General features: G+C 45.4%; 11 protein-coding genes. All 11 read left to right on the top strand.

Features of this window, described 5'->3' with window-relative positions; translation table 11 throughout:
- The first annotated feature begins 376 nt into the window (after positions 1-376).
- The 11 genes from FJM74_RS19215 (at position 377) to FJM74_RS19165 (ending at position 13,436) form a co-directional block, all read left to right on the top strand.
- Positions 377-1,285, top strand: a complete 909-nt coding sequence (locus FJM74_RS19215) for an ABC transporter permease (protein ID WP_187264259.1) — start codon at positions 377-379, stop codon at positions 1,283-1,285.
- 11 nt (positions 1,286-1,296) lie between these two features.
- Positions 1,297-2,574 carry an ABC transporter ATP-binding protein gene (locus FJM74_RS19210; RefSeq protein WP_187264258.1) on the top strand — a complete coding sequence of 426 codons (1,278 nt, stop codon included), beginning with the start codon at positions 1,297-1,299 and terminating at the stop codon, positions 2,572-2,574.
- A 20-nt stretch (positions 2,575-2,594) separates the two neighbouring features.
- The gene (locus FJM74_RS19205; RefSeq protein WP_187264257.1) at positions 2,595-3,899 is read left to right on the top strand and encodes a glycosyltransferase family 2 protein; all 1,305 of its coding nucleotides are present in this window, start codon (positions 2,595-2,597) and stop codon (positions 3,897-3,899) included.
- Positions 3,900-3,913: 14 nt separating this feature from the next.
- The gene (locus FJM74_RS19200) at positions 3,914-5,557 is read left to right on the top strand and encodes a glycosyltransferase (RefSeq protein ID WP_187264256.1); all 1,644 of its coding nucleotides are present in this window, start codon (positions 3,914-3,916) and stop codon (positions 5,555-5,557) included.
- A 4-nt stretch (positions 5,558-5,561) separates the two neighbouring features.
- Entirely contained in the window at positions 5,562-6,575 is a 1,014-nt protein-coding gene (locus FJM74_RS19195) for a polysaccharide deacetylase family protein (RefSeq protein ID WP_187264255.1), read from the top strand.
- A gap of 9 nt (positions 6,576-6,584) precedes the next feature.
- Positions 6,585-7,550, top strand: a complete 966-nt coding sequence (locus FJM74_RS19190; RefSeq protein ID WP_187264254.1) for a glycosyltransferase family 2 protein — start codon at positions 6,585-6,587, stop codon at positions 7,548-7,550.
- Positions 7,551-7,557: 7 nt separating this feature from the next.
- Positions 7,558-8,568 carry a glycosyltransferase family 2 protein gene (locus FJM74_RS19185; RefSeq protein ID WP_187264253.1) on the top strand — a complete coding sequence of 337 codons (1,011 nt, stop codon included), beginning with the start codon at positions 7,558-7,560 and terminating at the stop codon, positions 8,566-8,568.
- A 373-nt stretch (positions 8,569-8,941) separates the two neighbouring features.
- Positions 8,942-9,847 carry a glycosyltransferase family 2 protein gene (locus FJM74_RS19180; protein ID WP_187264312.1) on the top strand — a complete coding sequence of 302 codons (906 nt, stop codon included), beginning with the start codon at positions 8,942-8,944 and terminating at the stop codon, positions 9,845-9,847.
- Positions 9,844-10,995: a glycosyltransferase gene (locus FJM74_RS19175; protein ID WP_187264252.1), complete on the top strand. Its 1,152-nt coding sequence runs from the start codon at positions 9,844-9,846 to the stop codon at positions 10,993-10,995. The genes FJM74_RS19180 and FJM74_RS19175 overlap by 4 nt, the downstream gene beginning before the upstream one ends.
- 345 nt (positions 10,996-11,340) lie before the next feature.
- A complete protein-coding gene (locus tag FJM74_RS19170) occupies positions 11,341-11,916 on the top strand; it encodes an L-threonylcarbamoyladenylate synthase (RefSeq protein ID WP_241739255.1) in 576 nt (191 codons plus the stop codon).
- Between the two features lie 92 nt (positions 11,917-12,008).
- On the top strand, positions 12,009-13,436 hold the full coding sequence (locus FJM74_RS19165) for a CCA tRNA nucleotidyltransferase (RefSeq protein ID WP_187264251.1): 1,428 nt from the start codon (positions 12,009-12,011) through the stop codon (positions 13,434-13,436).
- Positions 13,437-13,745: the final 309 nt, after the last annotated feature.

The raw sequence follows: 13,745 nt of genomic DNA, 5'->3' as shown, positions 1-13,745 counted from the left end.
CTGCATTCTCCTCCAATTCCATTTCAGGAATCGGAGATAATTTTCAAAGTACTTCAGAGTTTTATGCCATAACTCACTGATTATGAGTAAGCAAGTAATGAGGTTAGGAAGTACTCTTTCTATAAGCAATAAATATTACTTATTAAATAAAAATTTTGACTAGGTGGCGTATTACAGGCATGGTTTTGTACGTGTCATTTTGAGAAAGTTTGGCTGTTTTTGTGGCTTTTTACAGAATATATTTTTGTTTTTTTATATTGTTATAGTATTTTTATATAAAATATGGTTTAACTTCAGGCTTTGATAAGGCGCTTAAGTCAAAACAGGTTTTTCCGACCATACCCTTTTCTGGTGGAGACGCCGCAGGAGGTGGCTGATGGCAGAGACGGGAAACTTTGCGGTGAGTAAAAAAATTAAGGTAGTTATTTCATATATGTCAGCAGTATCGGAAAATAAGTGGGAAATAAGTGGCAAGACCAGTTATTGGGGATGGAATTTAAAGGAATTGTGGGGTTACAGACACCTGTTAAGGAGCCTGGTAAGACGGGATTTCCTCCTGAACTACCAACAGACTGTGCTTGGCCCGATCTGGATATTGATACAGCCCATAATGACGCTTGTAACCTATGTGATCGTGTTCGGGAAAATGGTCGGTATCGGTACCGGAAGCATACCTCCCGTCTTGTTTTACTTTTCGGGTATTGTGCTCTGGAATTTCTTTAACGATAGTTTTACCGGAACCTCCTTCACCTTTAAAGAGAACGCGCATATTTTCAGCAAAGTGTATTTTCCGCGCATCGTAATGCCGCTCTCCGTTATCAGCACGCATTTTCTGCGTTTTCTGATGCAGTTAGTGCTGTTGGTGCTGCTCATGGTGTACTACTGGTTGTTTCTGGACTCGGGGCTGCTGTTTTCGTTTGGGATGTTTGCCGTACCTGTCATCATCTTTCTGGTTGGGGTTATCGGCTTGTCGCTCGGTCTTTTCTTTTCTGTGGTTACAGCCAAATACCGCGACCTGATGAATGTGGTGAGTCTGGGGGTACGGCTGTTTATGTTTGTTACGCCTGTGATATATCCTGTAAGCACTGTGCCGGAAAATGTGCGCTGGATGGTGGAGTTAAATCCGCTGACACCCTTGTTCGAGTTGTTTCGCTTTACCCTACTTGGCGAAGGACATGTAACAGGGTACGGGCTTATTTACAGCGTTAGCTTTGCGGCGCTGGCCCTGCTGGGTTCCACCCTGCTGTTTAACAAGCAAGGTGATAAATTAATTGACATTGTATAAGAGGCACAGGAATGACTGATACCATCATAACGGTTGAGGGGCTGTCGAAGCTCTATAAATTAGGGACCATCGGTACTGGTTCCTTGCGGCAGGATATGCAGCGGTGGTGGAATGCTGCCGTCTTAAAGAAGAAGGACCCCTTCTTTGATCTGGATGAAAATGACCAGAAAGAAAGCACCCAGTTTTTGTGGGCGCTGCGCGATATAAATTTTGAAGTGAAGCACGGCGAAGCGCTCGGGATCATAGGCAGCAACGGGTCGGGCAAGTCCACGCTTCTCAAGATTATTTCACGCATTGTGCGCCCTACCCATGGCACCGTGAGGGGGAATGGCAAAGTAAGCAGTCTGCTGGAGGTTGGCACAGGTTTTCACCAGGAGCTTACGGGTCGGGAGAATATCTACATCAGTGGCTACATCCTGGGCATGACCAGGCAGGAGATCAGGAGCAAGTTCGATGAAATTGTGGCTTTCTCCGGCATCGAACAGTTTATCGATACACCAGTAAAGCGCTATTCTTCCGGCATGTACGTGCGCCTGGCGTTTGCCGTGGCTGCACACCTGGAGCCTGACATCCTTATTGTAGATGAAGTGCTGGCCGTTGGGGATGCTGATTTTCAGAAAAAATGCCTGGGCAAGATGCGGGAGGTGTCGCACAGCGATGGCAGAACCGTGTTGTTTGTGAGCCACTCCATGCAGGCAGTCAACAACCTGTGCAGCAAGGCGCTGTGGTTAAATAAGGGTAGGATACAGGATATTGGAGAGGTGTCTGCTGTAGTTAACAAATATATTACCCAGATTCAAAAAAATAAACTGGTTCAGGAGTGGACCAGCCCGGAGACAGGGCCCGGTAATAATTTGATCCGATTTAAGAAAATAGAACTAATCCCTCAATTAGAGTACCCGAATGCGCCATTAGATATTCGGACCTCTTTAAAAATCAGGTTTCAGTTCTGGAACATGCAGGATGAAGTTAAAATAAGCACTAACTTATTATTGTTCTCCTATAGCGGCGATTGCATTTTCGATGCTCCTTCTCCCACAGTTTTGTCACAGAAGGGCCTTATAGAAGGAGAATGTGACATTCCTGGAAATTTCCTGAACGACGGATCTTATTACATATCCTTGTATGTGGTAAAGGATACGACCACAGAGTTATGTAAACTAGAAGAATGCCTGTCTTTTGAGTTAGAAGATTACAGAGGAGACATTCAGTGGTTTGGCAAATGGTGGGGTGCTGTAAGACCGCAATTGCCGTTTAGGTTGGTGCAGGCTGAAATGGAGCTGGTTTAGCAGAACAAAAAATATAGTTCATGAAGAAGCATCTTCCATATCAGATCATCCATCTACAACTGCATGAGACAATTGCATTTCCTGCGCTTGACTTTAAAGATAAGCGGTACTACCTGGTGTTTTGGTGGCGGTCAATGGCTTTAGGGCATTTGTTTGTGGAACTGGAAGAAATAATGGTGGAGGAGCACTATTTTAGGAGAGTAGTAGAAGCATTAAAGCCCTGCTTGGAGTTTTACCAATCAGAAAAAGGTGGATCAGAGACCTGGCAGTTGTATCTGCAGATGCAAGACTTCCCGGCCTGGAGAACTTTTATGGAGCAGGTTTTTAAGGAATATACAGCTGTTGCTGTTCCTGCCCGGGTTCCGGTGTCCGTAGTGATCTGTACCCGCAACCGGGCGAGGCAACTGCACCAATGCCTTCTTATGTTGCAGAAGTTAACCTGTCTGCCCTCTGAGATCATCGTTATTGATAATGCGCCTATAGATGATGACACGCAGGAAGTTACTGGTCAATTTAGTACGGTAACATACGTAAGGGAGCCACGCATAGGACTCGACATTGCCCGGAATACGGGTGTTGATGCGGCAAGTTTTCCAATTGTAGCTTTTGTAGACGATGATGTGCAGGTGGACCCACTATGGGTGTACCATGTCTGGAAAACCTTTGATGACCCTGAGACCGCAGCTATGACTGGCCTGGTGATAGCATCGGAACTAGAAACAGAGGCGCAGTATATTTTCGAAAAATTCTGGAGTTTTAACAGAGGGTATACCGATGTCGTTTACGGCTCATCGTTTTTTAACAAACATCTTCATCATGGCCCGCCTGTCTGGCGAATTGGCGCAGGCGCCAACATGGCTTTCCGAAAAGCTGTGTTTGAAGAGGTCGGAAAATTCGATGAAATTCTGGATGTAGGGGCCGCTGGTTGTAACGGGGATTCTGAGATGTGGTATAGAATTCTGGCCAATGGGTATAAGATTCACTACAACCCGAGAGCTGTGGTGTTTCATGAACATAGGAACGAATTAAAGAACTTAAGGAAGCAAATTTTCTTTTATATGAGGGGCTTTACCACTGCTGCTTTGTTACAGCAAAAGCAATTGAAGGAGGCTAATTATAAAAAAAGGTTGTTCCGCTATTTGCCAAAGCATTATTGCCAGCTTATTATCAGAGGGTTCCCAAGGTATAGGTCCCGCAACCGTACGCTGTGGGCAGAGATAAAGGGAATTTTATCTGGGTACTTATTTTACCTCAGAAATAATAAGAAGTCATCCGTGGTTGGGTATAGGAATAGCCAGAAAAGTAAAAAGCTCAACCTGGCATAATTAATACGAGCAATATGCTACAATCCATAGAACCTACACTTGACGATAAACAGCTCAACAAGCAGCAGCAACCAGTTGATTTGCCTTTGGTTTCTGTAATAGTACCATGTTATAATCATGGTAAATACTTAAGGTATGCCATCAACAGCATCTGGCAACAACAGTATCCAAACATCGAAATAATTGTGGTAGATGATGGTTCAATTGATAATACACGGGTAGTAGCTGCCAATCTGGATGGTGTAACCTACGTGTATCAGGAAAACCAGGGCCTTTCTGCTGCCAGGAACCTGGGGGTAAAGCACGCTAAAGGAGAGTTCTTTGTTTTTCTGGATGCAGATGATTGGTTGCTGCCAAAAGCAATAGAAATTAATGCAACTTACCTGTTAAAAGATAAGCAACTAGCCTTTGTCTCTGGTGCGCATGTTAAAGTTTATGTGGGGGCTGGTTTGATCAAAGAGGAAAAGTGGGATATACATGCTAACCATTTTGAACAATTGCTGCAAGGCAATTATATAGGTATGCATGCTGCCGTCATGTACCGCAGGTGGGTATTCCAAGAGGTTGAGTTTGATGTTGGGTTGCGGAGTTGTGAAGACTATGACCTCTACCTGAAAATTGCTAGAAAACACCCAGTTAAGCACCATGTTCAAAAAATTGCTGCTTACAGGTTGCACGATACTAATATGTCGGGAAATATACCCAGAATGCTTGCCTCTGTTCTTTTAGTGCTCGATAGACAGCAGGACCAACTTGTATTAGTATCTGAACGTCATGCCTTAGTGAAGGGGAAGCAAATATGGAAGGAATATTATTGCAGAGAGCTATATAAAAAGATAGCAAATGGCAAAGAACCCCTCTCATTTAATGCCTTTTTGCAATTTTTTCGCTATAAGCCATCTTTGTTTTTTAAATTAAAAATGATTAAATCTATCATTAAAAAGAATGCTCCCAACTTTGGTTTAAAATGGTTGCACAGGATGGGGCTTACTAAGAAATATACACCGAAAGTTGGGAGCGTAACCCCAAGAGACTTTGACCGCCTGACCCCTTTCAGCAGAGATTTTGGCTATGATAGGGGAGGGGCTATAGACCGCTACTACATCGAGAATTTCTTGCAGGGCGAAGCCACTTGTATAAAAGGTAGGGTTCTCGAAATAGGTGATAATGAATATACCATGAAGTTTGGTGGAGGAAAGGTCTCTAAGAGTGATATTTTTCATGTGAATGATGAAAATCCTCAGGCCACCTTAATTGGGGATATAAGTAATGCTCCTCAAATTCCTGATAATACTTTTGATTGTATCATACTCACCCAGACACTGCATCTGATTTACGACTTTAAAGGTGCTTTAGCCACCTGCCACCGCATTTTGAAACCAGGAGGTGCACTTTTGCTTACTGTGCCTTATATTACTTCTATCGCTAAAGATGAATGGGGGGCTACCTGGTATTGGTCTTTTACAGACAAAGTGCTTCGCTTGCTAATGGCAGAGACTTTTCCGGGAGGAAAGGCAGAAGTGGGATCTTTTGGCAATGTGCTGGTAGCGTCGGCATTTTTGTACGGCATGGGGCGCACTGAAATCTCTCAGAAAGAACTCGATCATTACGATCCGCAATACCAGGTCATTAATACGGTAAAGGCCATTAAATTATAATACTTTGAAAGCTCAGCTACGGCACATATACAGGCAGTTTTTTGAAGCTAGGGCATTGGTATTGATGTATCACCGCATTGCCGAGCCTTCATCAGATGTGTGGGATATAGCTGTTAGCACAGCCAACTTTGAGGCCCACTTGCAATGGCTAAAAAAGCTTGGAAAAGTTATGCCACTGCCTGAACTGATTTCGGGGGCCAAAAGCGGCAAACTTCGCCATGGCAGCATAGCCATAACATTTGATGATGGCTATGCAGATAACTTTTTGGTTGCAAAGCCACTGCTTGAGCAATACAGCCTCCCCGCCACCTTTTTTGTAGCTACAGGTAACATTGGTAAAGCAAAAGAATTCTGGTGGGATGAACTGGAAGAGTTAATCCTGTATGGTACACTATTGCCAGCTTTAGCCGATTTTAATTTTTGCGGTCAGACGATAAAACGTGGGTTAGGAGAAGAGGCGCGGCTACATGACGGACTGGTTCAAAAGCACCAGTTGTGGAATGCGTGCCTGGAGACTCCAGTTACAGAACGATGCATGCTTTTCTTGGAACTTTGGCAGGCTATAAAACCTCTGCCTGTAGCCAGCCAGCTGCAGTGTATGCAGGAGATCAGGACTTGGGCAGGAGCATCTGCTAGCGCACGTGCAGATATCATTAGTATGTCTGTGAGCCAGCTTAGCGCATTAGCCCAAAACCCTCGCTTCGAAATTGGGGCTCACACTGTGTCGCATCCAGCATTGGCTTATCATTCCATGGAGGTGCAAAAGCAGGAGATTTCTCAAAATATAGCTGAGTTGAGGACCTATACAGGACGTGAAATACAACTGTTGGCTTACCCGTATGGAAACTACAACTACCAAACCGAACGAGTGGCGGAGGAGATAGGGCTTTTTGCTGCTTTAACCACCGAAGAGCATGCCATTTCAAAACGCTCCCCTGTTTATCGGCTAGGTAGGTTTCAGGTGGCAGACTGGCCACAAGAAGTTTTCGCTGGTAAGCTGAAGCAATGGAGCCATTAATTTTAGAATATGTCTGAGGTTAACCAAAATATGCCGCTTGTGTCCGTAGTTCTACCGTTCATGAATGAGGAGCAATTTTTGGAAGAAACGATTAAAAGCGTGCTGGAGCAAGATTACTCACATTGGGAATTGCTGCTGGTGGATGATGGATCAACAAATGCAAGTACCGAAATCGCTAAAAGATTTGCCGCTGCGTATCCCGACAAGATTTTTTATCATGAGCACGAAGGGCATGCAAACAGAGGGGCAACGGTTAGCCGGAATGTTGGCGTCTTAAAATCCAAAGGTGCCCTGATAGCTCTCCTCGATGCAGACGATGTGTGGTTGCCTCAAAAGTTGTCGAGCCAGGTGGCTATTTTTAGAGACCATCCTGTTGTTGAGATGGTGGCAGAAGCCTCTCTGCACTGGTATAGCTGGTGTAATCCTGATAAAAAAAACGTCGTAATCCGCATTGGGGCAGAGGCGCGGAAAGTTTATGCGCCCGGACAACTAATGCTACAGCTCTATCCATTATGCCAAGGCAACACCCCAGGCCCTAGTGCGCTAATGTTAAAGAAGTCTGCTGTCGTTAAGGTGGGAGGTTTCGAAGAGTCTTTCGTTAAACAATATCAGTTGTACGAAGACCAGGCATTCTTGAGCAAGATATACCTCAATTGCCATGTCTATATCAGTTTTTCCTGCCATAATCTTTACCGGCAGCGCCCCGACTCCACCATGTACCAGGTAAAGCAAAAAGGGCAGTACCATGTAGTAAGGCATTATTTCTTGGAGTGGTTATCAGTCTATATTGAGGAGAAAGGGTTCAGGGAAAAAGCATTAGATGAACTGCTTCAAAAAGCCTTATTCCCTTACCATCATCCGAAACTTTTTTTCTTTACTCATACATTGCCACACCAGGTTGTGCAGCTAACCAAAAAAGCGGTGCCTGTCTTTGCCAAGCAATTTATTAAAAAACGACTGCATCAGATTAAATAGGTAAAGTATGGCCGCGTTAACTGTTTTGATGCCTGTGTACAATGCTGAGCGATTTGTGGCAGAAGCGATTGAAAGCATCCTGCAACAGACATTTCAGGATTTCGAATTTCTGATTATTGATGATGGCTCCACAGACCAAACCGCAGCGATCGTTACCGGATTTGACGACTGCCGGATAAAGTTTGTTCAAAATGAAAGAAATCTAGGGATTTCTGCAACATTGAACAACGGTATTGAGCTTGCAATAGCCCCGCTTATTGCCCGCATGGATGCGGATGACATAAGCCTTCCGCAGCGTCTGCAGAAACAATATGATTACATGCAGGCGCACCCCGATTGTGCCATGGTTTCGTCGTTGGTTAAGGTAATAACAGAAGAAGGGAAATTAGTCAGGGTAGATAGTTTTAAGAGCGAGTATTTTTACTATAATCTTACCTTTATTTGCTGGATATACCATCCTACCGTAATGTATAGGAAAGATGCTGTAAAAGAAGTTGGCATGTATTCGGTACCCTACGCGGAAGATTTTGAGCTATTCTGGCAGCTATCGAGGAGTCACAAGATTTATAACCTGCCGGAAATTTTACTGCACTACCGCATATCAGGGCAGAGTTTACACCAGGTGCTGAAAAAGCAAGAGTACGAAAAGGCGCAGCATGAGCAGCTGCTCAGAAACTTCCGCTACTACGCAGGCAGTGATTTTACCATGCCAGATAGTCACTTGGAATGTTTACAACACAATTTTAAACCTCTTCTAGAGGAATCGAGTGCGACAAGTGTACTAAAATGTTTGCATCAGTTGGATTTGTTAACCAAAGGGATCCTGGCAAAGAACAACATAAATAAGAGCGATAAGGCTATAAAAAAAGCTGCGTTTTATAAGAGGAAATACATCCTGGAGTATTTTTTGCAGCATTTTTCTAAGCCAAAGGTGGTATATTTACTTCTTCGCGATTTTAATATTCAGTATCTTTCGTACCTCATCAAAACCAAATGGAGGAGCCTGGCTAAGACTTAAATGAGCCAAGCTGGTATAAAGGGTAGCGCTTGTAATGGCTTAATGTAGTACGGAAAGGAACCTAAAGCATATTCCAGAGTGATAGTGTAATTATTTGAATGAAAAGGGCCCTCCAGAGCAGATGTCGTGTTGATGATATGGGGAGATTTGAGGCCCTCCCTGGTCCCGCAAACATGGTGGGCATTACAAATTAAGAAGGTGTGCACCACCATTTATTAAACACTGAACTCCGATTATCATTCTTGGTGTATAATGTAGAAGAACTTAACTACTATCTGCGTGTAAAGCATAAAATTTTGTGAATAGAGTACCATTAACTCCTCCGGCAATAGCGCCTTTAGCAAAAGACAGATCTCGGCCCTTATGGTCCGTGATGATTCCTGTTTATAACTGTGCTGATTTTCTGCCCGAAACTTTACAAAGTGTACTTGAACAGCAACTGCCGGAGCAGGATATGCAAATAGAGGTGGTTGATGATACCAGTACCGATGCAGATGTAGAAGCAATGGTAATGCGAATCGGCAAAGGCAGAATAAAATACTTCCGCCAGCCAGAAAACGTGGGTAGCCTCCGTAATTTTGAAACCTGCATTAACCGCTCAAAAGGCGAGCTGGTGCATTTACTGCATGGAGATGACCGGGTTTATCCTGAATTTTATGAAAAAATGGGCCATCTTTTTAGCCGGTTTCCGGAGGCTGGCGCTGCCCTTTGCCGCTTCAGGTACGTGAATGAAGCCGGTCGAAGACTTTATGAGCAGACAATGCAGATGCAGGAAGAAGGCATCCTGGAGAACTGGCTGCTCCGGGTCGCTGTTCGGAACCTCTCGCAATATGTGGCTACTGTGGTGCGGCGCGAAGTATATGAGAAATTAGGCGGGTTTTATGGTGTAACCTATGGCGAAGACTGGGAGATGTGGGTCCGGATTGCAAAACATTACCCCGTTGCCTATACTCCTGAATTTCTGGCCGAGTATCGGAAGCATGCCAGCTCCATCTCCAGCACGAAATTCCTGACTGGCCAGAACACCAAAGATATGCTGCAGGTGATGGAGGTCATTCAGGGATATTTGCCTATAGCTTACAGGAAGTCTGTACTAAACAAATCTAAAAAGTTTTATGCCCATTATGGGGTTGGGGTGGCAGACCTGGTGTGGCATTCTGTTCAGAATAAAGAGGGGGCGAAGGCACAAATCCGGCATGCGCTGCAGATGCACCTGGACTTTAAGCTACTCTGGAAAATTGCGAAAGTACGGCTCAAAATGAAATTCAACATCTTATGACACCGGGTGTATCCATTATTATCTGCACCTATAATGGTGCAAAACTCCTTCCGGAAACATTAAGGCACCTGGCTCAGATGTGTGTTAGGCCGGATGTGCTCTGGGAAATTATAATTGTCGATAACGCCTCCACCGATCATACAGCTAAGGTAGTGGAGGAAGAATGGCAACAATATAATTGCAAGGTTAAGTTCTCGCTCCTGCACCAGCCTAAATCAGGCCTCACATATGCCCGGGAGCTAGGGTATGCGCATGCCCAGTTCAACTATATTCTTCTTTGCGACGATGACAACTGGCTCAATCCGGGTTATGTGAACCTGGCTTTCGACCTGATGGAGCAGCATCCATCCATTGGAGCCTTAGGAGGGCAGGGTGAGTTGGTGTACGAGGAAGAGCCCCCTTATTTCGCAACCCAGCTGCGATTGTTTGCCAACGGGCATCAGGCACCCGCTTCTGGCAAAGTTGCCCAGAACACTGTATATGGGGCAGGGTGTGTGCTGCGGAAATCGGCCTACGACCAATTGTATGAGATAGGCTTTAAGCCCTTGCTCACAGACAGAGTGGCTTCCGCCCTTAGTTCCGGAGGCGATTACGAGATGTGCTATGCCCTGGCCATGATCGGGTATGATATTTGGTATGACGAGCGCCTTACTTTTAAGCATTTTATGGTAAAGGAGCGGCAGTCATGGGATTATTATCTTCGTTACCTGAGAGAGAGCACCGCTTGTTTTGAGGTGCTGGATGCCTATAATATTTTTGTCACCCAAGGTAGCCGATCTGAGCTGTCTTTTAATTTCAGGAGTCTCAGGAGTATCTTATACTATACCAAGCAGTATCTTCTCTTATCTTTGAAGAGGATCAGTTTAGACCCGGCATCAGATGAAGGTAAAGTCAACTTTTTAAACCAGGTCGCCGTTCGGACCCGCCTGATGGGATACAGGAAATATCTGACTATCAGGAAAAACTTTCTGCACTTAAAGCAATTCGCCAGCGAACGGTCAAACCTGTCTGCAGCAGTGTACGGAAAAAAACTTTCGCAGCACCCTGAAGATCAAAAGCCGGAGAACTCGGGGAATTATCATAAAATTGAAAAAATGACTGTTTCGACCTTTCTGAGAAAACATTACCGGAAAGCAGAGGCAGTTTAGGTAATACGGCAGGTCTTCCCGTTTGATGCACCTAAAGCAGCAGAGATGCCGGGAGGGCATTTTTCATTAGAATAATTGCTCCTCCACTCAGTAAAACTTACGTGCACCTGCGGAATAAAAGAAGTCTGATCAGTTTCAACTTTTGTCGTTCTTTGCTGCTGCTGCTCAGCTACTAGGTTGTAGCCGCTTTGCTGTGTGATATAGAGGTAACAGTATATTGTAGCATTCGAGCCTGCAGAAAAGACTTTTTAACATGCTGGTATTAACACTACCTTAACCTGGCATATATACCTTTGCTTTTGCTAAATCTTACGTAAAAGAATAGCATAACCCAAAGCAGAAAATATGATGAATCAACTCCTGAAGGAAGTACAGTTAACAGAAGATGAGCTTTTGCTAGGCAACGCAGTGCTTTACCCTACAGATACCGTGTGGGGTATAGGCTGCGATGCCATGAATGCCGAGGCTGTGCAAAAGATTTACAAAATAAAAGGGCGTGACGAGTCGAAGGCCATGATTGTGCTCATGGCAAACATCGACATGCTGGAGCGGTATGTGCAGGAGGTGCCGGAAAACTTTGAGGAACTGCTCCAGAGCCAGGAGCGCCCCACCACGTTTGTGTTTTCAGGAGCCAAAAACTTTCCGCCAGAACTTATCTCCACAGACGGTAGTATCGCTGTAAGGATACCGAAGGATGATTTTTGCCATCGGTTGCTCATGCAGTTCAGGCGCCCAGTTGTCTCCACATCGGCAAATAGGAGCGGTGAGCCTACTCCCCGTACCTTTGCCGACATCCATGACGATATAAAAAAACAGGTCGATTTTATTGTCCGGATAAAGCAGGACGAGACCGCGCCCGAAAAACCTTCGCGAATAATTAAAATCGAGCCTAATGGCGACACAAAGGTGCTTCGGGAGTAGCGGCTCACGGCCAGAGAGTAGCGGTTTCGGTTTATTCGATTAATTTTGTGCCTCAGGCAGCATGACAGCGGCTTGAGGCTTTAATTTTTGCAATGAACTTGATACAATTACCACCACATCCCATTTTTGAAGTTGTGGCTGCCGCAGCCGCCGAACTCAACGTAGAAGCTTACGTGATAGGAGGGTTTGTACGCGACCTCGTCCTGAAGCGGCCATCGAAGGATATAGATGTAGTGTGTGTAGGCAATGGCATAGCACTGGCTGAGAAGGTATCGAAAATGTTGCCGCACCGGCCAAAAGTGGCCGTGTTCAAACATTTTGGTACGGCCATGCTCCGCGACGGGGAGTGGGAAATAGAGTTTGTAGGGGCTCGCAAGGAGTCGTACCGGGAGCATTCGCGCAAGCCGGAAGTAGAAACCGGAACCCTGGAAGATGACCTGAAAAGGCGCGATTTTACGATAAATGCGCTTGGCATCAGCCTGAATAAGAAAAATTACGGCGAGTTGATAGACCGGTTCGATGGGCAAGTAGATATGCGCAAAAAACTGATCCGGACCCCGCTGGAGCCGAACATCACCTTCTCCGACGATCCGCTCCGGATGATGCGTGCCATCCGGTTCGCCAGCCAGCTCAATTTCGACATCTCTCCCGAAACCTTCGATGCCATTATCGACAACAAAGAGCGCATCCGGATTGTGTCGCAGGAGCGGATAACGGATGAGCTGAACAAAATAGTGCTCTCGCCGGTGCCTTCTTATGGCTTTAAACTGTTGTTAGCCTCCGGGCTGCTGCCGCTCATTTTCCCTAAAATGGCCGAGCTGCAGGGGGTAGAGACCATAAAGGGCAACTCGCACAAAGACAATTTTTACCACACCCTGCAGGTGCTCGACAATGTGGCCGAGGTGTCGGATGACTTATGGCTGCGCTGGGCCGCCATTCTGCACGACATCGCCAAGCCCGACACCAAGCGGTATTCTCCTAAAGTTGGCTGGACCTTCCATGGCCACGAGGAGCGGGGCGCGCGCATGGTACCTAAACTGTTTAAGGACCTGAAGCTGCCCCTGAACGAGCACATGCGTTTTGTGCAGAAGCTGGTGCGGCTACATCTCAGGCCGATCGCGCTTGTAAAAGACACTGTGACCGATTCGGCGCTCCGGCGGCTCCTGTTCGAGAGTGGCGACGATATAGATGCCCTCATGAAGCTTTGCCGCGCCGACATCACCTCTAAGAACGACACCAAGGTAAAACGCTACCTGCAGAACTTCGATAAGGTAGAAAGGCGGTTGATTGAGGTGGAGGAGAGCGACAAGCTACGGAACTTCCAGCCGGTGATCACGGGCGAAATAATAATGGAGACCTTTGGACTGAAGCCCTCTAAAACAGTTGGGGAGTTGAAAGAGATTTTGACGGAAGCGATTCTGGAAGGAACTGTGAAAAATGAACCTGAGGAAGCTTTCGCCTTCCTTCTGGAGAAAGGAAAGGAAATGGGGCTTCACCAGGTTCACTCATCAAACAACTAAACTATACTACACTTTTAAACTTACTCTGTCTTTATAACGGTAATATATACTTAGACTATATACTACCGTTAAGTTTTATTTTGTACCAATGGTAGGGGGATAGAGAATCGAACAGCTATCGGATATAAATGATCTTCTACAGGTTTTAAACGACAATTACTTTGCAAACAATCTTTTAACTACAAGCGTAGGCAGCACTTACAAGAGGCAATTTTTACCCTTGCAACCAAATTATTCTAATGAAATGAGCCCTCCGGAGGCTCTTCTGCTTCTGGTGCTGCTTAAAAAGACACAAGACTTTCTTTAAAG

The organism is Pontibacter beigongshangensis (assembly GCF_014332515.1).
Lineage (GTDB): Bacteria > Bacteroidota > Bacteroidia > Cytophagales > Hymenobacteraceae > Pontibacter > Pontibacter beigongshangensis.
Note: the sequence above shows the minus strand (reverse complement) of the source record. Positions and strands in the feature narration are given on the sequence as shown.